Source organism: Neorhizobium lilium, from assembly GCF_004053875.1.
In the GTDB taxonomy this organism is placed as follows: Bacteria; Pseudomonadota; Alphaproteobacteria; order Rhizobiales; family Rhizobiaceae; genus Neorhizobium; species Neorhizobium lilii.
On the sequence record NZ_SBIP01000001.1, the window covers coordinates 1,146,774 to 1,170,928 of the forward strand.

Annotated in this window: 23 protein-coding genes and 2 pseudogenes; 16 read left to right on the plus strand and 9 right to left on the minus strand. The window is 59.8% G+C overall.

Features of this window, described 5'->3' with window-relative positions; genetic code table 11:
• Nucleotides 1–16: 16 nt before the first annotated feature.
• The 7 genes from EPK99_RS25675 to EPK99_RS05350 all read right to left on the minus strand — a co-directional run bounded on the left by EPK99_RS25675 (nt 17) and on the right by EPK99_RS05350 (nt 6,766).
• On the minus strand, nt 17–892 hold the full coding sequence (locus EPK99_RS25675; protein WP_245455687.1) for a gamma-glutamyltransferase: 876 nt from the start codon (nt 890–892) through the stop codon (nt 17–19).
• Complete coding sequence (locus tag EPK99_RS05325; protein ID WP_245455689.1) at nt 889–1,788, minus strand: polysaccharide deacetylase family protein; 900 nt, start codon at nt 1,786–1,788, stop codon at nt 889–891. The genes EPK99_RS25675 and EPK99_RS05325 overlap by 4 nt, the downstream gene beginning before the upstream one ends.
• 24 nt (nt 1,789–1,812) lie before the next feature.
• Entirely contained in the window at nt 1,813–2,604 is a 792-nt protein-coding gene (locus tag EPK99_RS05330) for an SDR family NAD(P)-dependent oxidoreductase (RefSeq protein ID WP_128441765.1), read from the minus strand.
• Nucleotide 2,605: 1 nt separating this feature from the next.
• The gene (locus EPK99_RS05335; protein ID WP_128441767.1) at nt 2,606–3,463 is read right to left on the minus strand and encodes an ABC transporter permease; all 858 of its coding nucleotides are present in this window, start codon (nt 3,461–3,463) and stop codon (nt 2,606–2,608) included.
• Nucleotides 3,460–4,389, minus strand: coding sequence for an ABC transporter permease (locus EPK99_RS05340; RefSeq protein ID WP_128441770.1), 930 nt, complete (start codon nt 4,387–4,389; stop codon nt 3,460–3,462). The genes EPK99_RS05335 and EPK99_RS05340 overlap by 4 nt, the downstream gene beginning before the upstream one ends.
• A gap of 91 nt (nt 4,390–4,480) precedes the next feature.
• A complete protein-coding gene (locus EPK99_RS05345; RefSeq protein WP_128441772.1) occupies nt 4,481–5,980 on the minus strand; it encodes an ABC transporter substrate-binding protein in 1,500 nt (499 codons plus the stop codon).
• Nucleotides 5,981–6,766 carry a GntR family transcriptional regulator gene (locus tag EPK99_RS05350; protein WP_128441775.1) on the minus strand — a complete coding sequence of 262 codons (786 nt, stop codon included), beginning with the start codon at nt 6,764–6,766 and terminating at the stop codon, nt 5,981–5,983.
• 141 nt (nt 6,767–6,907) lie between these two features.
• Between EPK99_RS05350 and EPK99_RS05355 the strand changes: the two are divergent.
• The 11 genes and pseudogenes from EPK99_RS05355 to EPK99_RS05405 form a co-directional block, all read left to right on the plus strand.
• Nucleotides 6,908–7,168, plus strand: a pseudogene (locus EPK99_RS05355) (EamA family transporter); the annotation flags it as partial.
• Nucleotides 7,169–7,695: 527 nt separating this feature from the next.
• On the plus strand, nt 7,696–7,905 hold the full coding sequence (locus EPK99_RS05360; RefSeq protein ID WP_128441777.1) for a dodecin: 210 nt from the start codon (nt 7,696–7,698) through the stop codon (nt 7,903–7,905).
• 180 nt (nt 7,906–8,085) lie between these two features.
• Complete coding sequence (locus EPK99_RS05365; RefSeq protein WP_128441779.1) at nt 8,086–8,337, plus strand: DUF982 domain-containing protein; 252 nt, start codon at nt 8,086–8,088, stop codon at nt 8,335–8,337.
• Nucleotides 8,338–8,388: 51 nt separating this feature from the next.
• Entirely contained in the window at nt 8,389–8,991 is a 603-nt protein-coding gene (locus EPK99_RS05370; protein ID WP_128441781.1) for a nitroreductase family protein, read from the plus strand.
• 838 nt (nt 8,992–9,829) lie between these two features.
• A complete protein-coding gene (locus tag EPK99_RS05375) occupies nt 9,830–11,392 on the plus strand; it encodes an FAD-dependent oxidoreductase (RefSeq protein ID WP_128441783.1) in 1,563 nt (520 codons plus the stop codon).
• Nucleotides 11,389–11,727 carry a 4Fe-4S dicluster domain-containing protein gene (locus EPK99_RS05380; RefSeq protein WP_128441785.1) on the plus strand — a complete coding sequence of 113 codons (339 nt, stop codon included), beginning with the start codon at nt 11,389–11,391 and terminating at the stop codon, nt 11,725–11,727. Before EPK99_RS05375 ends, EPK99_RS05380 begins: the two co-directional genes overlap by 4 nt.
• 12 nt (nt 11,728–11,739) lie before the next feature.
• The gene (locus tag EPK99_RS05385; RefSeq protein WP_128441787.1) at nt 11,740–12,795 is read left to right on the plus strand and encodes an ABC transporter substrate-binding protein; all 1,056 of its coding nucleotides are present in this window, start codon (nt 11,740–11,742) and stop codon (nt 12,793–12,795) included.
• Between the two features lie 11 nt (nt 12,796–12,806).
• Nucleotides 12,807–13,640, plus strand: coding sequence for an ABC transporter permease (locus EPK99_RS05390; RefSeq protein ID WP_128441789.1), 834 nt, complete (start codon nt 12,807–12,809; stop codon nt 13,638–13,640).
• Nucleotides 13,633–14,409: an ABC transporter permease gene (locus tag EPK99_RS05395; RefSeq protein WP_128441791.1), complete on the plus strand. Its 777-nt coding sequence runs from the start codon at nt 13,633–13,635 to the stop codon at nt 14,407–14,409. The genes EPK99_RS05390 and EPK99_RS05395 overlap by 8 nt, the downstream gene beginning before the upstream one ends.
• Nucleotides 14,406–15,143 carry an ABC transporter ATP-binding protein gene (locus EPK99_RS05400; protein ID WP_128441794.1) on the plus strand — a complete coding sequence of 246 codons (738 nt, stop codon included), beginning with the start codon at nt 14,406–14,408 and terminating at the stop codon, nt 15,141–15,143. The genes EPK99_RS05395 and EPK99_RS05400 overlap by 4 nt, the downstream gene beginning before the upstream one ends.
• Before the next feature lie 27 nt (nt 15,144–15,170).
• Nucleotides 15,171–15,335 (plus strand): annotated as a pseudogene (locus tag EPK99_RS05405) (TCP-1/cpn60 chaperonin family protein); the annotation flags it as partial.
• A 33-nt stretch (nt 15,336–15,368) separates the two neighbouring features.
• Here the strand turns inward: EPK99_RS05405 and EPK99_RS05410 are convergent.
• A complete protein-coding gene (locus EPK99_RS05410; RefSeq protein ID WP_128441796.1) occupies nt 15,369–17,702 on the minus strand; it encodes a molybdopterin guanine dinucleotide-containing S/N-oxide reductase in 2,334 nt (777 codons plus the stop codon).
• Nucleotides 17,702–18,394, minus strand: a complete 693-nt coding sequence (locus EPK99_RS05415) for an FCD domain-containing protein (protein WP_205909054.1) — start codon at nt 18,392–18,394, stop codon at nt 17,702–17,704. Before EPK99_RS05415 ends, EPK99_RS05410 begins: the two co-directional genes overlap by 1 nt.
• A 161-nt stretch (nt 18,395–18,555) precedes the next feature.
• Between EPK99_RS05415 and EPK99_RS05420 the strand changes: the two genes are divergently transcribed.
• From EPK99_RS05420 to EPK99_RS05440, 5 genes are read left to right on the plus strand one after another with little or no spacing between them, the layout of a single operon-like run.
• Nucleotides 18,556–20,043: an ABC transporter substrate-binding protein gene (locus tag EPK99_RS05420; protein ID WP_128441797.1), complete on the plus strand. Its 1,488-nt coding sequence runs from the start codon at nt 18,556–18,558 to the stop codon at nt 20,041–20,043.
• A 12-nt stretch (nt 20,044–20,055) separates the two neighbouring features.
• Complete coding sequence (locus tag EPK99_RS05425) at nt 20,056–20,892, plus strand: ABC transporter permease (RefSeq protein ID WP_245455693.1); 837 nt, start codon at nt 20,056–20,058, stop codon at nt 20,890–20,892.
• Between the two features lie 3 nt (nt 20,893–20,895).
• Nucleotides 20,896–21,816, plus strand: coding sequence for an ABC transporter permease (locus EPK99_RS05430; RefSeq protein ID WP_128441801.1), 921 nt, complete (start codon nt 20,896–20,898; stop codon nt 21,814–21,816).
• A complete protein-coding gene (locus EPK99_RS05435) occupies nt 21,813–23,162 on the plus strand; it encodes a M20 family metallopeptidase (protein ID WP_128441803.1) in 1,350 nt (449 codons plus the stop codon). The genes EPK99_RS05430 and EPK99_RS05435 overlap by 4 nt, the downstream gene beginning before the upstream one ends.
• Nucleotides 23,159–24,145, plus strand: coding sequence for an ornithine cyclodeaminase (locus EPK99_RS05440; RefSeq protein WP_128441805.1), 987 nt, complete (start codon nt 23,159–23,161; stop codon nt 24,143–24,145). The genes EPK99_RS05435 and EPK99_RS05440 overlap by 4 nt, the downstream gene beginning before the upstream one ends.
• The last annotated feature ends 10 nt before the right edge of the window (nt 24,146–24,155 follow it).

The following is a 24,155-nucleotide window of genomic DNA, read 5'->3' on the forward strand; positions in this document are numbered from 1 at the left end:
AGCGGATCTTTCGGCGTCAGGCTCGTCTCGAGTTCGGCAGCACCGACAGCAATGTCGGCCCGCCGGAAAGGCCCGGCACGGCGTGAACGAGACGGCCCCGATAGGCTTGTGTCTGGGGCGATAGCCAGCGCGGCTGATAGGAAGAAAGGTCATGACCGGAAAGCCGCGAGCCGCCCTGGCGCAGGCCCGAAACGAGCCGACCGGCAATCTCGCCCTCGTAGAAATCGCGGGCGCCGGCCTCTGCAAGCCGCTCGAGTGTTGCCGCCTTGGCGGCCATTGGAAGAAACAGCGTCTTACCGCGTTCCGGCACGCGCGGCGCGCGGCCATCGCGCAGGAAAAGCGCAGAAGAGGCGGGAAACTGCGACAGATTGTGTCCGTCGATGGCAAGCGCAAGCGCCGCATACCAATCCACCAGCAGACCACGATGCGCCTGCTCGATGGCTGGTGCAAGCGCTTGCGCCCAGGATATCGTGCCGAAGCGCGACAGTGCCTCGGCAAGGCCCGCGACCGTACCGGGAACGCAGATCGATCCGTAACCAATCAGATTGCGGTCGCCTTCGACGGCCGGCCAGCTGAACCAGTCGCCGCCATCGCCGCCGACGACTGGATAGTCTGCCGGATCAAGCGCCGCTGGCGAAACGACATTGAAATCGAGCACATCGACATCACCGGAAACGCCATCGGCCCGCAACAAAAAGCCACCGCCACCGATACCCGATAGCCAGGGTTCGACGACGCTGAGGACGAGCGCTGTGGTAACGGCCGCATCCACGGCGTTTCCGCCTTCCGAAAGGACACGCGCACCGGCCTCCGCCGCCAGCCAGTGCTGACAGGCGACAAGCCCATGGCTGCTGCGTGTCTCGGCTTTGCCGATCTGCCAATTCTCACTCATGACGAAAACCCGAAACGGCGCGGACCGATCGCGGCGGGGATATCGGATGTCACGGCAAAATGCCCGGAATTAGCCGACGCAACATGATGGCGGGCAATCTCTTCAGCGGTCGCGACCCACGCGCCGCTCTCGGCGGTAATCTCTTCCAGCAGCTTTTCGAGAAGCGCGATCCTTTGCGCACGGCCGGAAATCCAGTCATGCACCGTCAGCGTGAACAGGCCGCCGAACCGGTGCAGCGTGCGCCATTCCGCCAGCCAGTCGTCGAGAACGGCCGCGCCGGAAACCGGCGCCTGGCGATCGTTGCCGCTGCCTTCAAATTTGTAGAAGATGGCATCGTCCAGCGCCCACTGGACCGGGATCTCCACCACATCGTCGATCTCGTAAGGGTGATCAAAGCCCATCAGCGAGGAATCGTAGGAAAGCCCGAGCCGCTTCACCTCCCGCAGCATATGCGGCGTCATTTCCCAGGCAGGCGAACGAAACCCGACCGGTCGGCGGCCGGTCTGGCGCAGGAACAGATCGAGGCTCGCCTCTATTGCCGCGCTGAACTCGCGATCGTCGACATCGCGCACAAGTTCATGGAAATAGCCGTGCAGGCCGATCTCGTGGCCGGCATTCAGAAGCGCTGGCAGAAGATCCGGATCGGTTTCAGCAACGATGGCCGGCACATAGAAACTCGCCTTCACGCCATAGCGGGCAAAGAGATCCAGCAGCCGTGACAGGCCGGATCGAAGGCCGAAGCGGCGCAGTTCCAACCTTGCAAGCCGCTCCGGCAGGTGATCGCGATGCTCCCATAAGAACGGCGCTGTGGCATCGACATCGACGCTGAACAGCGCGGCACTCGTCTTGCCTTCAGGCCAGGTATAGGCAGGAAACGGTGCATAGGTGCTCTTCATCCGATCAGACATCCTTTTCGTTTCTCAGAGAGGCTGCTTTTTGGCTTGGAAGACGGCGAGCGAACCGATCGAATTGCCGCCATCGACGGTCAAGGTGGCGCCGGTCACATACGAGGCCGCATCCGACGCCAGATAGAGAACGGCATTCGCCGCATCTTCCGGCAGAGAAATGCGGCCGAGCGGGATGTTGCTCGTGACGCTGTCTATGTGTTCCTGGGTCAGGTGATTGACGTCGCTGCCCGGCGCAAAGCCCGGCTCGACGATGTTGACGCGAATGCCGAAGGCTGCAAGTTCGAGCGCCAGCCCCTTGTTCAGCCGGTCGAGCGCTGTCTTCGAAGTGCTGTAGGGCGCCGCAGTCAGTCGCATCTTGCGCGAGGCGCCGGACGAGATATTGACGATCGATCCCTTGACGCCCTTGGCGATCATCTGCTTGGCGACGCCCTGCGACAGCAGGAAAGGCGCGCGCAGGTTGATGTCGAAGATGCGGTCCCAGTCTTCGCCGGTAATGTCGAGAAGGAAGCCGGATGGATAGATACCAGCATTGTTGACCAGCACGTCGGCAGAACCCCATTGCTCGCCGACATAGGCCAGCAGCGCCTTGATATCGGCATCCGAGGTCAGATCGGCGGCATATTGCAGGTGGCTGCCATCGCCGATCTCCGCGGCTGCTGCGGCAAGCCGCCCGGGATCGACATCGGTCAGGATAAGCTTCGCACCGGCCCCGGCGAACGCCTTGGCAATCCAGCCGCCGAAAATGCCAGCGGCACCGGTGACGACGACGTGCTTATCTTCGAAATCCTCGGAAAAATCGACCATTTCAACGGCTCCTCGGATCCAGGCGGTCCCGCAGGAAATCGCCCAGAACATTGACAGACAAAACGAAAAGGAAAAGTGCGGCCCCCGGTATGACCGACAGCCACCAGGCATTCGCCACATAATTACGGCCGACCGAAAGCATCACGCCCCAGCTTGCGGTCGGCGGCTGCACGCCGAGGCCGAGGAAGGAAAGTCCCGCCTCGAACAGCACCATCAATCCGAATTCTAGCGTGACCACCACGACGATCGCGCCGGCGATATTGGGCAGGACGTGATACCTAAGGATGTGGAACCAGCCCGCCCCCATCGAACGGGACAGACGCAGATAGGACGTATTGGCGATTATGAGCGTCTGGCCATAGGCGACGCGCGCATAACGCGGCCAACGCGTCAGCACGAGCACGAACACGACGTTCTGCAGACCCGGGCCGAGCGTCGCGACGGTGATGATCGCCATCAGGATGGCCGGAATTGACAGGACGATATCGACGGCGCGCATGATCACGGTTTCGACCCAGCCGCGATAAAGGGCGGCGAGCATGCCGAGTATGCTGCCCGTAATACCCGACAGCACGACCGAGGCGAATGCGACGAGCAACGAGATCCGCGCGCCGTAGATCAGCCGGCTGAACGTGTCGCGCCCGAGTTCGTCCGAACCCAGCAGATAATGCGTGTTGCGGATGACGAAACCCGGCGGCTTCAGACGCCCGAGCAGGTTTTGCACGTTGGGATCGTAAGGCGCAATCAGCGGCGCGAAGATTGCGGCAACCAGAATCACGACCACTGTCGCGATGGCAAGGACGATCCCGATCGGCGGCCGGCCGAGCACTCGGCCGATGGAGGATAGTGCCGCGCTCATGCGTCCCTCCCCGGCAGTCGGATGCGCGGATCGATGATACTGTAAAGAAGGTCGGCAATCAGGTTGAGAAGGATCGCCGCTGCCGCACCGATGATGACCACGCCCTGCACGATCGAGAAATCGCGGGCGCTGATCGCCTGAATGGTCAGCTGGCCAAGCCCCGGCCAGGCGAAAACGGTTTCGATGATGATCGCACCGGTCAAAAGATTGGCGATTTCGAGCGCCGAGATGGTTACGATCGGAACGGCTGCGTTGCGCATGAGGTGATGGGCGATCAACCGCGACATCGAAAGCCCCTTGGCCAGACCGGTCCGCACGTAATCCTTGCTGAGTTCGTCCAGCACCGAGGTTCTCGTCACCCGCGCGAACGTCGCCATGGACAGGAAACCGAGCGCGAGCGACGGCATGATCAGGCTCTGGAAACCGTTGACGCCGGAGGGCGGCAGCCAGCGCAACCAGACCCCGAAGAACATGATGAGCAGGACCGAGGTCCAGAAAGTCGGCATGGATTGACCGATCAGAACAAGCCCGATCAGCCAGCGAGCCTCGAAGCGGTCGCGCCGGACGGCGATGAGAATGCCGATCGGCACGCCGAGGCCGATCGCAACAACCAGCGCGCCTGCAGCAAGCTCCAGCGTATAGGGAACCCGGCTTGAAATGATATCGACCACAGGAAGATTTTGGACATAGGATCGGCCGAGATCGAACCGGACCAGATCGGCAAGGAAACCGAAATATTGGATATAAAGCGGACGGTCGAAACCGAGCGCCGTACGCATCACGTCAGTATCTGCCTGTGTCGCCCCTTGCGGCACGAGAAGCAAAACCGGATCACCGGTGAGCCGCTGCAGGAAGAAGACAAGCGTGATGACGCCGAAAAGCGCGATCAACGCCTGCACCAACCGCCTGACAACAAACCCGCCCACTTGTATTACCCTTTCCAAAACCGGCGCCCGCCGAAAGGCGGCATCGGTGTCCTTCATGCCCGTCACGATGCGAACGCGGGCATGATTTTCGCTATTCGCTCCAGCTCGCCCGGTTGAGGAAGAAGCTCTCGTTTGCGGTCGGAGACCATTTCAGCTTTTCGGAAGCGCCGTAGATCACGGCTGCCTGGTAAAGCGGCAGGATGAGGGCATCCTTTGCAACCGCGGTGGCGACATCCTTGTAGGCGACGAGCCGCTTGTCCGGGTCCAGCGTGTTGCGTGCGGCTTCCAGTAGCGCATCGATCTTCGGATCGGAGAGCGCCGAAAACGAGCTGCTCGAATGAAGCAGCGGAAACGAGATGCCGTCCGCATCCTGGCAGGCGCAGGACCAGCGGCCAAAGGAAATTGCCGGCTGCTTGGTCTTTTCGCTCTGGGCACGCTGCAGATAGGTGGCGAAATCGACGCTTTCGACATTGATCTTGAAGCCGACGTCGTTGAGCTGCTGAATAAGTGCCTGAACGATGCGCTGATCGAAGGTCGGAGACGTGACGAAGGCGATCGGCTCCGCCGCCTTGGCGCCGGCTTTCTGAACGAGCTGTTTTGCCTGATCCGGGTCGAAGGGCAGGCCCTGGATACCGGCGACGTAACCCTTGTAATCCGGGGAGGCCAGCTGCGAGACCGGCTTGTCATAGCCGCCGAGCAGACCCTCGATGATCGACTGGCGATCGACCGCCTGGGCAACCGCGCGGCGCAGTTCCACATCGTCGAAGGGCGGACGGCTCGTATTCAGCTTCAGATAGGCGATGCGCTCGGTGACGGCAGTCAGAACCTTGACGCCACCCGCTCCTTCGAGCTGTGCTGCGAGATCGGGATCGAGCGTCACCGCCAGATCGGCGGTACCGGCCTTCAGGTTGGCGACGCGGGTCGCGGCATCCGGCACTGCGCGGAAATCCGCGCGCAGGAAATACCCCTTGTCACCCCAGTAATTGTCGTTGCGGACCAGAACGACATCGACGCCACGCTGCCACTTTTCGAACTTGTAAGCGCCGGAGCCGACCGGCGCGAGGTTGAAGGCATCATTGCCGACCTTTTCGACGATATGCTTCGGTACGATGGACAGCTTCACCAGTTGCGCCAGAAGAACCGGATACGGCCCGTCGGTCTTGATGGTCACTTCACTGGCACTGGACGCGGTGGCGGAAAGGATCTTGTTGAACTGGCTGAGCTGCGGACTTGCGAATTTCTTGTCGATGATGCGGTTGATGCTGAAGGCGACGTCTTCCGCCGTCAGTTTCTGTCCGTCGTGAAAGGTGACATCGTCCCGCACGGTGAAGACGATTTCCGTGTCGGACTTGTAGGCCCAGGACCTCGCAATCGACGGGATGATCTCTCCCTTGTCGTCGCGGCTTAAGAGCTGGTCGAAAATGTTGCGATAGACGAAATGGCTGTCCGGGTTCCACTGTTTATGGGGATCGAGCGACGACGGTTCGCTGACGAGGTCGATGACGACCGTTTCCTTGGCTGCAGCAAAACCGAGTGTCGGCATGACGACGCCGATCAATGCCGCGAAAGTCAAAGCGCGAAGCATTTTCATCTACAGAATCCTTTTCGACGTCGCTGGCGGATGAGTAGAGTGCACCGAGGATAGATCCTCACCGACAGCCGTTCTCTTACGTGGTTTGCGGGCAACGGGCATTTCGAGATCGGATTGAAGAAGCTGGGCCTGAGTGAAGGCTGCGAAAGCATCACCCGTCTTGCGAATGAATGCGGCGGCATCCTTGATGCGCCCTGCCTTTTTAGCGTCGATATAGACGCTCCAATCGGCCGGCTTCAGTTTCATCGGCGCGGCGGCCTCTAAGAAATTCAGATAATATTCCGACCGGTCCCAGAGGTTTGCGAGCCAGCCCGCGATCACCGGCGCCTTGATCTGCCCTGCCAGAATATCGAGAATTTCGCGCTCGTAGCGGCGAAGAAGAGAAAGCCGGTCGGCCGACATCCCCGTATGCGAAGCAATCGCCGCCTGCATATCGCAGATTGCCTCGATCCGCTCGATATCGCGCTGAAAAAGATCGACCTCCGCCAGAAGAGGCTCCAATTGCCTTCGGCCGAGCGTGATCTCTCGCAAGCCGATCGCGGTTACCGGCACAACCCTCCAGCCACTACGAGCATGGGAGATCACAAACTCCCTGTGAGACAATCGACTGAGAACGGTGCGGATAATGCCGCGGCCAAACTTGTAATTCCGGCACAATGACTGCTCCGAAAGCCGCTGACCGGGCAGCAATTTGCCAGAAACAATATCACTGAGGATTCGCTGCTCGGCGAGCGTGGCGATATCATTGGGGTTCCTCGGGAGAAATGGACTTTGGCGATCTAGCATAACATGAAACTAACATCTCAGTTCTGGCTTCTGAAGTTCCAGATATGCTATATTCCACTCGATGATTAGATTAATTTGTTCGCTCAACAATTCCGAAGCGAGTGATTTTTCCCGAGACGGAAGTTCTGTCGGGATGCGAGCCTGGCGGCGGCCGCTGCAGCGAATTACTCAATCCTGCAGCGCCCGCTTTTCACCCGAACTGCTCCGCTGGATGTGACGGCGTTCGTCATCGTCGCCAGCGCCGTGGCGCTCCTCCCATGGTTACCGGCCGGGACTTCACAAATAACCATGGCGTCCGCCGACACGGTATTAATGGTTGGATTTCTGGCGATCGGCCCCGGCATCATAGGCCAGAGCTGCTGGACTTATGCGCTCAAGAGCTTTGGCGCGGCGCGCGCCGGCGCTGACGGGTGTTGTCATCGTCAACGTCTGGGGCAGACGCCCGTAAGCCTGCTTTAGATCGATTTAGGGACAGTAACGGTGCCGCAGAAAGACCACCGATGCCGCTTGGGCGCATTGAGGGCTTCAATTTTAACCTGCGAAGCCCTCACCTTAATGCGCCTCGCGTATCAGACTTGTGCCAGACCTCCATCGACGAAGACATCGCCGTCGGTCACAGATCTGGGTCCAGCCTAGTTGATCATCCGAAATGATCCTGTACTCTTGCTGAGAGATGGTTTCGCAACATTGCGCGCCGTTCCCACAACGGAAATTTCGAATGGCCATAAAACTCAATCGAACCGATCCAAGCGCAGCTTCGCGCGTGATTGGCAGACGTAGTACGCAGTTTATAGCCAAACTTTCTAACTGAAGACCAACTTTTAGGAACCTGTTTGGCGAGTGTGCCGCCAGGCATCTGTATCGTCCATCTATCGTATAATGCTTCACATGGGCGTTAGGAAACGACGGCCTTCGAAAGGAAAAACGATTTGAGCGAGCACGTTTACAAGAAAATCGAGTTGGTGGGCACTTCAACTTCGTCGGTGACGGATGCAATCGAGAAAGCCATCGCGAAGGCCTCAATCACCATCAAAAATCTTGACTGGTTTGAAGTCGGTCAGATTAGAGGGCATATCGTAGACGGCGCTGTCGCCCACTACCAAGTCGAATTGAAAGCGGGATTCAAGGTCGACGACTGAGTGATCGTGCAAATCGGTGGTCATCAGTATGGTGTTATACTTTGCACGGCGTTTGCTGCCGTCGTTGAAACGTTCATCAGCCAAGCGCCGTGTGGAACGGATTTGGTCTATGTAATATGCCGGTTTCACGAGAACAGCAGTTAGACGTAAAAGATATGACATGAAGAAAAGAATACCCCGATGAGCATCATGACGCCCAATGCCGCGTCTGCATGGATCGCGCCTGTTTACGTCCGCATCGGAAGTGGGTCTCCAGAACGCATTCGCGGCTCTGTTGACGCTTTGAGTAGCTTGTTGCACCGCTGGCCCGCTGCAAAAGGACAGGCCCACGCTAGTGCTGTCGCGCTCTGCTCCGAATCAGAAACCCACCCTGATCGTTGCCGAGAAGCATTCGTGAAAGCTGCGATTGATGCCGAGATGTTTGATATGTGAGACGATGGCACCTTTCTCAGCATTAGTTTGAACCCTCTCTAGGATAGACAGATGACATCAAGCAATTTCAGACAGTCTGAATTTCCAGTCGACCAGCTTTTTCTTGATCGATGGTCGCCGCGCGCTTTCGACAACGTGGCTTTGCCCGAAAGCGATCTGTTGACAATTCTCGATGCTGCCCATTGGGCGCCTTCCTCCTTCAACCATCAGCCCTGGCGATTTGTTTACGCACTGCGTGAAGCGCCGCATTGGGATGAATTTCTTGGCCTGTTGATCGAGTTCAATCAGAGCTGGGTTAAAACAGCGGGTGCTCTCCTTTTCATCGTCTCGCGCACACAGTCGGGTGAGATAGGCTCGGCGGAACAGAAGGCGATCTACAGCCATTCCTTTGATGCTGGCGCAGCATGGGGGTCGCTGGCTCTGCAGGCCCAAATTCTTGGTTATCAAGCGCATGGAATGACTGGCATTCATTTCGATAAAGCCTATCAAGCTTTGCAAGTTTCCCAAGACGATTTCCGGATTGAGGCAGCGGTTGCAATAGGAAAGATCGGGGACCTCAATCAATTGCCAGAAGGTTTGCGAGAGCGTGAAACCCCAAGTCCGCGAAAACCTCTTTCCGATGTCGCGTTCAATGGGAAATTCGTTTCAAAATAAGCAGCGCGTTTCGCTCCCGATGAGCTAATCGCGTCGACCTTAAATGTGAGCCCGCTTAGAGCACGGCAAAATTGCACGTCGCAACAATGGGTGTGCTGTTGCGGAATGCGATAGCACACCGAGCGTTCTTCGACCTGTACTGAAGCCAAATCAGGTAAACTAATGACGTACGAATGGGATCACCGAAAAGCCCAGCGCGGTTATTTGATGAGACGGCTGGGCGCGGTCATCGGCGCGATAGCGGTGGCTGTTATCTTGGCATGGATCTCGTTGCCAAGGTGAGGGGATCTTAAGCTGTGCGACCGGCAGGCATCCACATTGCCCATAGACATGGTAGCCTGCTTTTATTTGGCACTGCATTTGCGGTGATCAAACTTGCGCATGACGGCGGGTCAGCAGGAACCGTCGAAAAACATCGCGACGATGAATGCCAGAAGGGCTGGCAAGCCGAATGTCATGGCCGCTGGCCCTCAAACACATTGAAAAAGTAAGTCCCGAACTGACCGAGGAAAAGTGCTCCCGAGAGGGAAGCGAGGTTCTTCGCTCGAAAGTGATGTGATTGACCGCGGTTACGGGAAGGCCGAACCTTCCGCCATGAAGAGGCCGACGACTGTTGATTCACTAAAAAACTAACCCGGTATTCCATCGAGAATTCTGCCTGGAACTCAATAGGCTGGCAGAAAGTGACATCAAAATAGCCGAAGCCACGAGGTTAAATCGCCTCTGCTAGCTGCTGCGTACGCTACGGAATGGTTTTCCTGCAAATGACCAGAAGCTGGCAAGCGCTTCCTCGATATTCTCTATGGAGTTTGTAGTCTCCTGGTAGATGCGAGGGACCATGGGCGAGACAGCAGAGAAAATTGAGGCGGACATCCTGGTCATTGGGGGCGGACCCGCGGGGTGCTGGGCAGCTTGGAATGCGGCCGCAAATGGCGCCAGCGTCGTGCTGATTGACAAGGGCTACGTCGGCACAAGCGGTGCGACAGCTGCCGGCAATACGACAACCATCTACACACGGCGCGGCACAGCCGAACGCGCCGCCACGGTGGGCCAGCGGGTCCGTCTGGGGCACGGTTTCACTGAGGCGGAGCGTGTGGAGCGTGTTCTCGATCGAACGCTTGAGAACCTCGATCTCCTCGCCAAGTGGGGCTACGACTTCCCGAGTTATGAGGACGGGCGACCCTATCGCGGGATGCTTCGCGGGCCCGACTATCTCCGTTTCATGCGCCAGAAGCTCATCAAAGCCCGTGTTAAGGTCATCGATCACTGTCCTGTGGAGCAACTACTCGTGTCGGATGGTGCCGTAGCGGGCGCAGTCGCTCGGTTCCGTCGGTCTGGCGAGACACTCGAAATCCGATCCGGCGCCGTTGTCATCGCGACGGGCGGATGCGCGTTCCTTAGCGGAGCACTTGGAACCCACAACCTGACTGGCGATGGATACCTGATGGCGGCCGAGGCAGGCGCCGTTCTTTCGGGGATGGAGTTCTCGGCGCAATACGGAATATCGCCGGCCTATTCGAGCGTGACCAAGGGCGTCGTCTATTTTTGGGGCACCTTCAGCGACGAACAGGGCAACGTCCTGACCGCGCCCGGTGATCGGCAAAGCGTCGTGGCGAGTGAACTCATCCGTGGCCCGGTCTACGCTATTCTCGACAAGGCGTCGCCACGGCTTCAGGAAGGCTTCCGACGCGGCCAGCCGAACATTTTCGTTCCCTTCGACCGCATGGGCATCGACCCGTTCAAGGAGCGATTCCCGATCACCCTTAGACATGAGGGCACTGTGCGTGGAACGGGTGGCCTCAAGATCGACCACCGATCCACAACGACAGTGCCCGGACTTTTTGCGGCCGGCGACGCTGCCACCCGGCAGGGCATGTCAGGTGCTTCGACGGGTGGCGGCGGACCGAATTCGAGCTGGGCGATGGCAACCGGGTCATGGGCTGGCGAGGACGCAGCAAGCTACGTGCGTTCGCTCGGAGCAAACTGGAGAGCGAGGGAAGCTCGCACAACCAACCAGCGTAAAACACCATCATCGCCGCCAAGTAGCGATGATCTAAACTCTGTGGTCGCCCAAACCAAACAGCAGATCTTGCCGCTGGACGGCGGGTACTTCAGAAACCAGGAGAGCCTGTCAAAAGCGTCCAGCATTCTGTCTGATCTATGGGACGACGAAGCCTGGCGATCCGGAGATCGAGCGAAGGTCCGCGAGGCCGAGGCACTGATCGCGACGTCGCGGTGGGCGACAGAGAGCGCCCTCCTGCGCAAGGAAAGCAGAGGCCTTCAGCGGCGAACGGATTTTCCCGATCCCAATCCTTTGCTCGCACGCTCGATCGATTCCGGTGGAACCGACGACATCTGGGCTTCCTTCCAACCTCAACAGAAAATGAGCGCAGCATCATGATCGAGATCGTCAGCGAGGATCGCTGCGTCAAGTGCGACCTCTGTGTGGACGCTTGCCCCGACAATGTCTTCGATGCCGTTCCCGATAGCGCTCCCGTCATTGCCCGGCAGTCAGACTGTCAAACGTGCTTCCTATGCGAACTCTTCTGTCCAACCGACGCCCTGTACGTGTCACCGCTTTCAGAAGCGATTGAGGGCTCGACCGAAACCGATCTGATCGCAAAGGGTGTCATGGGAAGCTTCCGTCGCGAAATGGGTTGGAAGAACGCAAAGCCGCGGGGGACCGCTGGCGACATGAGCTACCGGATCTTCGAGACCGGAACCATTACACCTTAACTGGAGAGACCAATGAGACGACTTCTTTCAACACTCCTGCTGGCGGCGACGGTCGCGTTGGGCGCGGCGGCCGCCAAGGCGGAAGACGCACCCGCGAACATCCGGTTCGGCGACGTCGGCTTCGGTTTTGGCACGCCATTCGGGGTTGGACTTCAGGCCATTGCGGACGCCAAGGGATTCATCGCTGGCGAGTTCAAGGGCACTCCGACGAAGGTCGAGTTCACTTACTTTACTGGAACCGGTCCCGCCATCAATGAGGCACTCTCGAACGGCCAGCTCGACTTTGCATCCTATGGCGCAGTCCCAAATATCATCGGCAAGGCGAACGGCTTGGATACGGTAATCGTGGCCTCCTATGGAGGGACGACGATCTTCGGAGCTGCGCGACCGGATCTGGAAATCAAATCTATCGCGGATCTCAAGGGTAAGAAGGTCGCGATCCAGAAGGCGACCATCATCCATTGGGGCCTCGTCACGGCGCTAAAAAACGCCGGGCTGTCCGAAAAGGACATCACGATCGTCGATCTCAAGAATGCCGATCAGCTTGCTGCGATCGCGGCCAAGAGCGTCGACGCGGTGTTCGGCGCCGACTTCCTGCTTCCGCTGGAGGACAAGGGTGTCGCCAAGATCTTCTACAAGTCATCGGACGCCGGAGCTTCTGGCGATGGCTTCGGCGCATTCCTCGTGACTGACAAGTTCCGCAAGGCGTATCCGGAAGCCACACAAAAGGTCGTGACGGGCTTCGTCAAGGCGGCTCAGTGGCTTGCAGACGACAAGAACCGGGACGAGGCCTTCAAGATCTGGTCGCGCGCCGGGTCGCCAATCGAAGTGATCAGCAAGTCGAATGCCGGGAGTTTGCTGGGCCAGAAGTACAATCCGCACCTCGACGATTTCTTCACGTCACGGTACCAAAGCGGCATTGCTTTCGACCGCGAACAGAAGCTGATCCGTCGCGATGTCGATCTCGATGCATGGGTTGACCGCTCGTACGTCGATAACGCGGTGAAGTCGCTGAACCTCCAGGCCCTGTGGCCGGATCGTTCCGCCACTGGCGCGCTTCAGAACTGAGAGGAACGTTGATGGCAACGATCGGTGCTGAAGAAGACATCCGCGTCGTTCGCAGCGCACCGGATTTGCATCTCGCAAGGCTCAAGTCGTTCTTCGTCAGCGCCGTTCTCATTTGCATAATGCCAGCGGTGCTGCTCGCATTTTGGTGGGCAGCCTCCACCAAGGGCTGGGTGTCCGCACAAGTCCTGCCGCAGCCGGACTGGGTCCTTCAGACCTTCCTCGATCTCTGCGCCAACGGCGATATCCTTGCCGCGGCAGCAGTCAGCTTCCGCCGCATCGCGGAGGGATTTTTGATCGGAGCCTCCCTGGGTTTCCTTTTCGGACTTCTCATTGGGAAGTCGAAGACAGCGGATTCCTATCTCGGGCCAACCTTCAGGGCATTGGCTGCTGTTCCTTCGCTTGGCTGGCTGCCGATACTGATCCTGCTTCTCGGCATCGAGGAAAGCCTGAAGATCGTCATTCTCGCGAAGGCCTGCTTCGTACCAATGGCGATCATCGCTGCCGAGGGCGCAAGAAACGTGCCCAAGGGCCTGACTGAAGTTGCCGATGTGCTGCGTCTTCGTGCAAGCACCCGGTTCTTCAAACTGACCATCCCAGCAATGGCGCCGTTCATTGCCAGCGGTGTCCGACTTTCGCTTAGCCAGGCGTTTGTCTCACTGATCGTGGTGGAGATGCTCGCTGGAACCGACGGGCTCGGCTACATGATGGTCTGGGGAAGAACTCTCTTTCAGCTCGACATCGTCATCGTTGGCATGACCGTCGTAGGCGTTGTTGGCTTCGCGTTGGACTTCGTCTTGAAGCGCGCTGAACTCCTCATACGTCGAGGGAGTGGCGCCAATGGCTGATCCTACTCTACGGGCAGCCAGATTTCCTCGAGGCGCCGTTCTGCCTCTGGTCGCGGCGCTCATTTGGTCTGCCGCTTCAGCCGCGGGAATTCTGTCCGGCCCCATGGCGGTAAGCCCCCTCGAAGTCGTCGTCACGCCTTTCGTCGATCCCTCCGGTCGAGAACTCTGGATGGCCCTGCTCGCGAGCATCGCCCGCGTACTCTCGGGCGGAATCCTCGGTGGCCTTATTGGTTTGGTTCTGGGTTACCTTGCCGGAATGTACAAGACCGCGGCCCTTGGGTTGGCACCGACCGTTCACACGGTTAGACAGGTCGCCCTGTTCGCGTGGATACCCCTCCTCACAGCTTGGTTCGGCAATGGTGAGAGCACAAAGCTGGTCTTCACTGCGTTGTCGACGTTCTTTCCCCTGTTTCTGGCCACGGAACAAGGTGTCAAGCAAGCTCCCTCGCCCCTGATCGAAGCGGCACACACACTCGGCCTTCGTCGATGGACCCGGGTTCGCAAGCTCTACCTGCCCGCCGCATTGCCCAGCATCTATGTCGGGCTGCAGATCGCAGTCCTCTCGGCATGGATCGGGACCATCGGTGCCGAGTATGCCATTGGGAATGGCCGAGGCCTCGGTAGCTACATCGCAAGCGCTCGCGATCAGTTCAGGATGGACATCGTGATCGTGGGTGTTTTTGCGCTCGCTGGCGGCGGCGTCGCGCTCTCCGCGGCAGTCCGGTTCATCACCGCCAAAATTTCACCATGGAGCCAGGAAGCCCGATGAACGCCTTCGCAATTGAGCACGTCAGCAAAAGCTACATCCTGGAAGGTGCCGAGCGACCGGTCCTCAAGGACATCAATCTTCAGGTCGGACACAACGAGATCGTCGCAATCGTTGGGGCGTCGGGGTGCGGCAAGTCCACGCTCCTCAGGCTGGTTGTCGGCCTCGATGCTGACTATCGCGGTACAATATCCTGGGGAAATCACGACAGGACGTCTGCATCCAAGGTTGGAATGGTGTTTCAAGACCACCGTCTCTATCCATGGCTGACCGTCCAAGGGAACGTCGATCTGGCTTTCGACAATACCCGCCTTTCGGCGGCGGAGCGTCGGGATCGAACCAGCCACTATCTTCAGCTCGTTGGTTTGGCTGATTACGCCAAGGCATACCCGCGACAGCTATCCGGTGGAATGGCCCAACGTGCGGCGATAGCCCGTGCATTGGCCCAGGAGCCCGAAGTGCTACTCATGGACGAACCATTCGGCGCACTGGATTCCATTTTACGGATGCGGCTTCAGGACGAACTACTGTCGATATGGGAAAAGAACAAGGTGTCGATCATCATCGTGACCCACGACGTCGAAGAAGCTCTCTATCTGGCGGACCGCGTTCTCGTCATGGAGCCCAATCCAGGTCGAATCCGCGACGTCGTTGAGGTCGACCTGCCTCGGCCCCGGGACCGCAGTGATCCAGCCATTGCCGAGCTCAAGAGAAGGTGCCTGGCAACACTGGTGTAAAGCCGGTGTCGGATGAAGAGCACGCGGGCGGTTATCCGCGTCGGCGGCTCCACCGAAATCGAGGTCAAGGAGAAGAAGGATCGCGTCGACGACGCACTGAATGCAACGCGCGCGGCGATCGAGGAAGGGATCGTGCCGGGTGGCGGTGTAGCCTTCTTCGCGCGAAGACCGCAGGCGTTGATACGATCTGAACCGCTAGCCGGCTTAAGCTTCTCCCGGTATCATTCAGTATTCCCCGTCGCCACTGCGTGCGGAAAACGCGAAGCTCGGAATATCGAAAGCTTCTACCCGCACGGCCTGCCCGTCCCCAAGCCTGCGGATTTCGACCAGACAGGTCTGGGCGCTGCAACCCTGCGACAGCGATGAGGCTGGAACGTCCAGCGTCAGCGCATTCGGATTGCCGTGGCGTTCGATCTGCCTGTCGCGGTCCATATCGAACCATGCGCCCGTGGAAAGCCGCAACACGCCCGGCATCATTGCCTCCGACACGACGGCTGCAGAAATCAGCCGCCCGCGTGTGTTGAAGACCTCGACAAGATCGCCGTCGGCGATGCCGCGCGCTTGTGCATCCACGGGGCTGATATGAATCGGCTCGCGACCTTCCACCTTGCCGCCCCTGCTGTGCGGGCTGGCATCCAGCTGGCTGTGCAGGCGACGCACCGGCTGATCGGAGATCATGTGCAACTGCTCCCCGGTCAGGCCGGTGGCGCCCAGCCATTCCGGCGGTTCGAACCACGTCGGATGGCCGAGACAATCGGCGAGCGAAAAGCCATCGATCGTCTCGGAAAAGATCTCGATCCGGCCGGACGGTGTCGGGACAGGGTTCGCATCGGGTGCCATGCGAAATGCCTCCAGCATGACGACCGGCTTTGCCTCGGAACCAAGATCGAACAGCCCGGTTTCCCAGAATTCATCGAAATCCGGCATGGCGATGCCTTTCGCCGAAGCATTTTCCCGGCTCACGGCATAGATGCGCCGCAGCCAGCCGTCCTCATTGAGACCTTCGGAAAAATCAATGCTAAACCGGCCGGCCAGATCCTCGAAAATATCGAAATCATTGCGGGACTGCCCGAAAGGTTCTTCCACCTTCTTCATTGCAACGATTAGATCTTCCCCACCCGCAGATGCGATATCGTTGCGCTCCAGCGGCGTGGTTATCGGCAGCACGATATCGGCAAGTTTTGCCGTCGGCGTCCAGTAGGGCTCGTTGACGACGATCGTCTCCGGCTTCTGCCATGCCTTCAGCAGCCGGTTGAGATCCTGATGGTGGTGAAACGGATTGCCGCCGGCCCAATACACGAGCCGGATATCGGGGTAGGAATAGGCTTTGCCGTTATAGGTAAAACCTTCGCCTGGATTGAGCAGCATGTCGGTGATACGCGCCACCGGAATGAAGGTCGTGACCGGGTTTGGGCCTTGCGGAAAGGCGCCGAACTTGAGGCGGACATTGTCGTGGCCAACGGAATTGAGCGCACCATAGCCGATACCGAACCCGCCGCCGGCCAAGCCGATCTGGCCCAGCATCGCAGCCAGCGTCACGGTCATCCAGAAAGGCTGCTCGCCGTGTACGGCGCGCTGCAGCGACCAGGAGACGTTGATCATCGTCCGGTTTGCGGCCATCTCCCTGGCAAGCGAGGCAATCCGGTCGGCATCGATACCGCAGATCAAAGCGGCCCAGGCCGGCGTCTTGGCGATGCCGTCCGTCTCACCCAGGAGATAAGGTCTGAACCGGTTGTAGCCGACACAGTGGCTGTTCAGAAATGTGAGGTCGGCGAGACCTTCGGCCTCCAGCACATGGGCGAGCGCCAGCATCAGCGCCACGTCCGTATTGGGACGGATTGCCAGCCATTCGCTCTCCACCGGCATGTTGTCGGAGACCGGGCTGATATTGATGAATCGCGTGCCCGCTTTCTCCATCGCCTTCATGCCGGCAATGACTCGGTGACGGCCGGCACCACCCGGCGACATCTGCGCATTCTTGACCGGCACGCCGCCGAAGGTGACGAACAGCGTCGTATTGTCAGCCATCACGTCGAAGGACGTGTGCTGGTCGAGCAGGATCTCGGTCGAGGCAACCGCATGCGGCAGGATCACCCGGCCGGCGGCTAGACTGTAATTGTCGACATGGCTGACATAGCCGCCCATCAGGTTAAGGAACCGGTGCACCTGGCTTTGTGCATGATGAAACCGTCCGGCACTTGCCCAACCGTAGGAGCCGCCGAAGATCGCCTCGTTGCCGAAGGACGTGCGGATGCGCAGGAACTCGGCCGCCAGAAGATCGAGCGCCACATCCCATTCCACCTCGACGAAAGGCTCGCGCCCGCGCATGTGCGGATTGGCGCCGGGACCCTGTTCCAGCCAGCTCTTGCGGATTGAGGGCTTGGCGACCCGTACCTGCTTCAGCGCATCGGAAGCCATATGGAGGCCGATCGGTGACGGATCGGCATCCTCGGCCGCACCGCGGATCGACAGGCTGCCATCGGTGCCGTTCTCGATCTCGTAAATGCCCCAGTGGGCAGCGGTACGGATCTTGCTATTTGAGTTTTTTGCGTGGTCCATCACTTCACCGCGGCCAATGGCACTTCGCGCCGTTGCAGCGCTTCGATAACAATCCGGGAACCATCGTCGATCGCATGTTCAATCGCGATACGGGCCGCATCCGTGCGCTTGTCGCGCAGGGCCTGCATCAGATCCTCGTAATTCTGGTGATCGCCCGACGGAGCCTCGACCTCGGGATAGAGATAGTTGAAGCCGGGGCCTGCCTTCAGCCACAGCATTTCGATGACGCCCAGAAGCGTCGGCATGCGGGCGGCGGCATAAAGCACGAAACGGAACTCCTTGTTCAGAGCCAGGGCAAGATGCTGGTCCTTTGCCGTCTTCGCCGACAGATATTTTTTCAGGACGACCTGCATCTGCGCGATCTCCTGAGCGCTGATCTGGCTTGCGGCCTTGGATGCGGCAAGGCCCTCGACCGACTTGCGTATTTCGGCAATCTCGGAATATTGCGCCACGCTCATCGTCGGAACGCGAAATGACTGTGCAGGCTCCGCAGTCAGGACGCCCGAAGCTGCAAAACGCACCAGCGCTTCCCGCACCGGGGTGATGCTCATGCCCAGAGAACCGGCGAGATCCTTGGTGACCAGTCTCGTGCCCGGCTCCAGCCTGCCCTCGATCAGGGCGGCACGGATTTCATCCTCGACATGAGTGACCAGACTTTTCCTCGGAGCCGCGTTGAACAAACTTGTACTCACCTCATCCTCATAATTGGAAAAATGCCCGTCTTTTGACAAAAATGCGCAACTGCCTATAACTTCCCCATCAAGAATATATCATATATTTTCGTTGCCAATCACCGCCCTGGAAAACTTGTCGTCAGGGTATCAGATCTGAATTTCAGAGGAAGTGAAGGCCTATGAAAAGACTTGCTGCTTTAACTCTCGCGGCATCCATGCTGATGCCGATAACCACGACGATCGCCCAAGCCACCGACCTCACCGTCGGGCGCGGCGCCTCGACCACCGCGATGGACCCCGGCTTCCTCAAGGAAAGTGCCACCATCGTCGACAACATCTTCGATACGCTGGTGATGCGTGACAAGGACATGAAGCTGGTTCCGGGTCTTGCCACCTCCTGGACGGCAATCGACGATACGACCTGGGAATTCAAGCTGCGCGAGGGCGTCAAGTTCCACAATGGCGAAGCCATGGACGCCGAAGCCGTCAAGTTCACCCTTGACCGCGTGCTCGATCCGGCCGCCAAGTCGCCGACCGTCTCCTATATCCGCACCGTCGACAGCGTCTCGGTCGTCGATCCGCTCACCGTCCGCATCAAGACCAAGGGTGCCGACCCACTGTTGCCGACCCGCATGAGCCGCTATCCGGCCTATATCGTGCCACCGAAATATGTGAAGGAAGTCGGAAACGACGTCTTCGCACGCAAGCCGGTCGGCACCGGACCTTACAAATTCGTTGAATTCATTCCTGACCAGCATGTCATTCTGGATGCCAACAAGGATTACTGGCGCGGCGCTCCATCGATCGACAAGGTCACCTGGCGCGCCATTCCGGACGGCACGGCCCGTATCACGGCCCTGCTTACCGGCGAAGTCGATCTGATCGAGAACGTTCCCGTCGACATTGCACCGATGATCAAGGACAGCCCGGATGCCGACCTCGTGCAGGTCAAGAATGGTGGCCTGACCATCTATCTCGGCCTAGTCATGAATGAAAAGCCGCTCGACAACGTAAAGGTCCGCCAGGCCCTCAACCTCGCCATTGACCGCCAGTCGATCGTTACCAACATCCTCCAGGGCATGGCATCGCCGCGCGGCACCCAGGTCGGCGCCGCCGACTTCGGCTACAAGGACCTGCCGGTGCCGGCCTTCGATCCGGCCAAGGCCAAGGCACTACTCGCGGAAGCCGGCCTGCCGGACGGTTTTTCGATCAAGATGCAGTCCACGCATCGCTACATGAAGGATGGGGAAGTCGCCCAGGCGATCGCTCAGCAGTTCGGCGATATCGGCGTCAAGATCAACCAGGAAGTTCTCGACTGGTCGGTCTACGTACAGCAGGTACCGCGCAGGGGGCCGATCTTCATGCTTGGCTGGGGTTCGACCCAGACGCTCGACGCGGATGCGGCCATCTACGCCATCTTCAAAACCGGCGAGCCCTATTCGACGGCCTCCATTCCCGAAATGGACAAGCTGCTCGACGAAAGCCGCTCGATCGTCGATCCGGCCAAGCGCGCGGCCGTCCTTTCCCAGATCCAGGATCTCGCAACCGAACAGGTTCCAGTGATCCCGCTCTACCAGGAGGATGCGCTCTACGGTAAGGCCAAGACTGTCACCTTCGAAGGTCGCCCGGATGCACGTATCCCGATCTTCGACATCAGGAAGCGATAACAAGGCAGCATGATGCGGTTCTGGAATGTCAGGCACAATGCGGATGCCATATTCGCAACGTTCCTTCTGATCACGGTTCTGGCGCTTTGCGTCCTCGTGCCACTCCTCTGGCCGATCGATCCATTGCGCGGCACACTGACCGCGACATTCAAACCGCCGCTCTCCGTTATCGCAGGAGAGTTCCACCCCTTGGGCACAGACCAGCTCGGGCGAGATCTTCTCGCCCGGCTGGGCCTCGGCACGGCGATCTCGCTGTCGATCGTTGTCGCCGCCTCGGCCATTTCCGTCTTGCTCGGCACGACGCTCGGCATGATTGCCGGATATCATCGCGGCTGGTTCGACATCATCATCATGCGCGCCGTCGACGTGCAGCTCGCCATCCCCTTCATTCTCCTGATCCTGCTGATCGTCGCAGTCATCGGCCCGAGCATGGGCAATCTCGTCGTCGTGCTCGGCGTCACCGGCTGGGCGGTCTTTGCCCGTGTGGCGCGCGCCAAGACGCTCGAGATCCGCGAGCTGGAATATATCGATGTCTCGCGTTCGATCGGTCTGTCGGACATGGTCATCATCTTCCGGCATATCCTGCCCAATATCGTCGGGCCGATAACCGTTCTGATGACGCTCGATCTGCCACGCCTGATCATTCTGGAAGCGTCCGTCGGCTTTCTCGGTCTCGGTGTGCAGCCGCCGACCCCGACGCTCGGCAACCTCATCGGCGAAGGCCGCTCCTTCATCCTGCTCGCCAACTGGCTTGTTCTCTATCCCGGCCTCGTCATCGGCGCGCTGGTGATCGGCTGCAATCTGATCGGCGACTGGCTGGTCCGCCGCGCCGACAGCAGGAATGTTTAAGCCATGAAGACATTCAGCTTCATTTCCGGCCGCGCGCTTCAGGGCATCGTCGTCATGTTCGGCGTCTCGGCCATCGTCTTCTTCGCCCTGTTTTTGACCGGCGATCCGGCCGCCCTGATGATGTCGCCCGATGCGTCTCGCGCCGAGATCGACGCATTTCGTCAGGCCATGGGCTTCAACGATCCGATCTGGGTCCAGTACGGCCGCTTTCTGGCAAGCGCCGCAACCGGGGAACTCGGAACCTCGCTGCGCTTCCAGCGTCCGGCATTCGATCTCCTGATCGAGCGCTTGCCGGCAACGGCGCTGCTTGCCAGCACCGCGCTGGTCTGGAGTTCGCTACTCGGCTTCCTGCTCGGCACGATTGCTGCCGTGCGCAAGAACAGCGCGATCGATTTCGCCATCCGCGTCATCTCGCTGCTCGGCCAGGCAATCCCTGTCTTCTGGCTGGCGCTGCTGCTGATCATCTTCTTTTCGCTCAAGATGCGCTGGCTACCGTCGAGCGGCATAGGTTCCGCCTGGCATCTGATCATGCCGTCGATTGCGCTCGGCGCCTATTACCTCAGCGCCATCACGCGGCTGGTGCGCGCCAGCCTGATTGAGGTTCTGGGCGAAAACTACATTCGCACGGCCCGTGCCAAGGGCATTTCGTCCTGGCGGATCATCGTCCACCATGCGCTGCGCAACGCGTTAATACCGGTCATCACCGTGCAGGGCATGTATTTCGCGTCGCTGCTCGGCGGGGCGCTGGTCACCGAGATCATCTTTGCATGGCCGGGTATCGGCCGGCTCGCTGTGGAAGCGATCCAAAACCGTGACTTCCCCGTCGTGCAGGCGGTGGTGCTGTTTGCCGCGGCCGTCTTTGTCATCGTCAACTTCCTTGTCGACATTGCCTATGTGTGGCTCAATCCGAGGATCAGGCTGTGATTTCGGACGCGACCTTCGATGCAGCGCTGGACCTGACGCGCCAATGGTGCGGGATCCCCTCGATTAAGGGTGACGAGCCGCAGCTCCTGCGCCAGGCGGACGCGGTCACCGAATGGCTGAAGACCGAACTCGTCGCGACGATCGTTTCCGCCGCCTCTTCCAAAAGTCGTCCGCCGGTCATCCACGCGCGCATCGACGTGGGTGCTCCAAGGACCGTCATTCTCTACAACATGTATGACGTCATGCCGGCCACATCGGAAGGCTGGTCCGTCGATCCGTTCGAGGGCGGCATCGTCGATCTGCCAGGGGTCGGACAAAGCTTCGTTGCACGCGGTGCCGAAAACAACAAGGGTCCCCTCGCCGGCATGCTTCTGGCGGTGAAGGCGCTGGCGGATGCAGGCACGCTTCGCGTCAACGTCGAATTGCTGATCGAAGGCGAAGAGGAAAGCGGCAGCCGCGCGATGCGCGATTATCTCGCCGATGCCGCCTGCCCCGTCGGGGCAAGCGTTGCGGCGATATTCCCGTCCTTCTGCGAATATGGCGGCGGGCCGCCGCGCCTCTATCTCGGCTTTTCCGGCATCGCCAAGGGTGAGGTCCGGGTCGAGGGCGGCGCGTGGGGCGGACCGAAAACGGCCATTCATTCCAGCAATGCGCCGTGGATCGCCAACCCCGCGAGCCGCCTGATCGAGGCACTTTCCCGGATCGGCAAGCCGCCGACCGGGGAACTGGCAAAAATCGCAATCGACGACGAAGCCGCCGCCATCATCGCCACGCTTGCCGCAGTCTTCGATCCCGTAGCCGAACTGCGCTTCCGCAAGACGGAAAAATTTTCGCTCGAAGGCAATGCGCAGGCCCTGCTCGAGCGCGTGCTCTCGACAGCATCCTTCAATATTTCCAGTCTCGAAAGCCTGCCGCTCGGCGCGGATGGCGTCATCCCGCATGGTGCTCGCGCCGGTTTCGAACTGCGCACCCCGCCGTCGCTCGATCCTGACGATTTCCTTGCCGCCTATAACGCTGCGCTCGCGGCGGCCCCCGGTGCGGTCCTGACCGTCGCGGACAGCTATCCGGGCTTCCGCTTTCCCGCTGATGCACCCGGCGTTGCAGCGCTGCTTGAGGCCTACCGGCAAACGGCCGATGCCGCCCCGCAGATCTGGCCCTGGGCCATCGGTGCGGCACCGGCCTTCGCTTTCGCGCCGCATGCTAAAGCCTTCCTCCTCGCTGGCGCCGGCCGTGGCGGCAACGCCCATGGCATCGACGAATTCATGACGCTCGAAGGCTTTCGGCGCTTCATCCAGTCGATCGCTCTGTGGCTGGATCTCATCGCAGACGAAACGGGTGCGGCATGAGCACGATCCGCCACCTTTCCCGCATCGGTGTCATCGAAGCCGGTGCGCTGGACTGGACAGCCGCGCTCGAGGACGTGCTTGCAACGATCAGGCTTCTGCGCAACGGCGAGGCCGGCATGGTTGCGGAAAGCGTCATGCCGCTTGGCACGCACCCCCGCAACAAGGCCTATGGCCTGCCGGCCTTCGTCGGTGGCGCTTATGACGCGGCAGGGCTGAAATGGACGCTGCACCGGGCCGAGCCGATCGGCGATATCCCCAGTATCAGCAGCACCACGATCATCAACCGGCTTTCCGACGGCGCACCCGTCGGCAGTGTCGAGAGCGCGCTTCTGACCCGGATGCGGACAGCCGCCGTTTCCGCCGCAGCAATGCGTGCATTAAAGCCGCGTGGCGTGAAGACTGCTGCGCTGCTTGGCGCCGGCGCCCATGCGCAGACCCATCTCGACATGCTGCTCAACCTTTTTCCGGATCTCGAAGCCATACATCTCTGGAACCGCACCCGTGGTCGTCTCGACCGGATGATCGAGCAAACGCCGGCCGGGACATCGACGCAGGTGCAGCCCCACGACCATCTGGACGACGCGCTGGCCGATGCCGGTGTCGTGATATGCTGCACCTCCGCGCTGCAGCCTTTTCTCGACGTCTCGGCTGTTCGGCCAGGACGGCTGATCATGCAGATCGGCTTTCATGAAGTGACGTTCGAGGCGATAGCCGCAACCGATATGGTGACTGTCGATCTCTGGGGCGAATTTGCCGAGAAAAGCGCAAAAAGCCTGTTCCAGATGTATCGTGCCGGGCAGTTTTCCCCATCCTCGGTTGCCGCCGACCTGCCGGCGCTGCTCGTCGATGGCTGGGCGCCGCCAGCCGATGCCTCGCTGTATTTCTCCAGCTTCGGCCTCAACGTCTTCGATATCGCCTTTGCCGCACGCATCCTGCGCCATGCGGCCAGACACGACATCGGCACGATGCTGCCCTCCATCTGACTGCAATGCA

Coding starts and splice junctions, on each gene's coding strand:
- EPK99_RS05375 (WP_128441783.1), top strand. CDS start 9,830: ATGGGCGAGACAGCAGAGAAAATTGAGGCGGACATCCTGGTCATTGGG.
- EPK99_RS05370 (WP_128441781.1), top strand. CDS start 8,389: ATGACATCAAGCAATTTCAGACAGTCTGAATTTCCAGTCGACCAGCTT.
- EPK99_RS05325 (WP_245455689.1), bottom strand. CDS start 1,788: ATGAAGAGCACCTATGCACCGTTTCCTGCCTATACCTGGCCTGAAGGC.
- EPK99_RS05400 (WP_128441794.1), top strand. CDS start 14,406: ATGAACGCCTTCGCAATTGAGCACGTCAGCAAAAGCTACATCCTGGAA.
- EPK99_RS05380 (WP_128441785.1), top strand. CDS start 11,389: ATGATCGAGATCGTCAGCGAGGATCGCTGCGTCAAGTGCGACCTCTGT.
- EPK99_RS05330 (WP_128441765.1), bottom strand. CDS start 2,604: ATGGTCGATTTTTCCGAGGATTTCGAAGATAAGCACGTCGTCGTCACC.
- EPK99_RS05395 (WP_128441791.1), top strand. CDS start 13,633: ATGGCTGATCCTACTCTACGGGCAGCCAGATTTCCTCGAGGCGCCGTT.
- EPK99_RS05430 (WP_128441801.1), top strand. CDS start 20,896: ATGAAGACATTCAGCTTCATTTCCGGCCGCGCGCTTCAGGGCATCGTC.
- EPK99_RS05425 (WP_245455693.1), top strand. CDS start 20,056: ATGCGGTTCTGGAATGTCAGGCACAATGCGGATGCCATATTCGCAACG.
- EPK99_RS05350 (WP_128441775.1), bottom strand. CDS start 6,766: ATGCTAGATCGCCAAAGTCCATTTCTCCCGAGGAACCCCAATGATATC.
- EPK99_RS05440 (WP_128441805.1), top strand. CDS start 23,159: ATGAGCACGATCCGCCACCTTTCCCGCATCGGTGTCATCGAAGCCGGT.
- EPK99_RS05335 (WP_128441767.1), bottom strand. CDS start 3,463: ATGAGCGCGGCACTATCCTCCATCGGCCGAGTGCTCGGCCGGCCGCCG.
- EPK99_RS05390 (WP_128441789.1), top strand. CDS start 12,807: ATGGCAACGATCGGTGCTGAAGAAGACATCCGCGTCGTTCGCAGCGCA.
- EPK99_RS05345 (WP_128441772.1), bottom strand. CDS start 5,980: ATGAAAATGCTTCGCGCTTTGACTTTCGCGGCATTGATCGGCGTCGTC.
- EPK99_RS05410 (WP_128441796.1), bottom strand. CDS start 17,702: ATGGACCACGCAAAAAACTCAAATAGCAAGATCCGTACCGCTGCCCAC.
- EPK99_RS05420 (WP_128441797.1), top strand. CDS start 18,556: ATGAAAAGACTTGCTGCTTTAACTCTCGCGGCATCCATGCTGATGCCG.
- EPK99_RS05365 (WP_128441779.1), top strand. CDS start 8,086: ATGAGCATCATGACGCCCAATGCCGCGTCTGCATGGATCGCGCCTGTT.
- EPK99_RS05385 (WP_128441787.1), top strand. CDS start 11,740: ATGAGACGACTTCTTTCAACACTCCTGCTGGCGGCGACGGTCGCGTTG.
- EPK99_RS25675 (WP_245455687.1), bottom strand. CDS start 892: ATGAGTGAGAATTGGCAGATCGGCAAAGCCGAGACACGCAGCAGCCAT.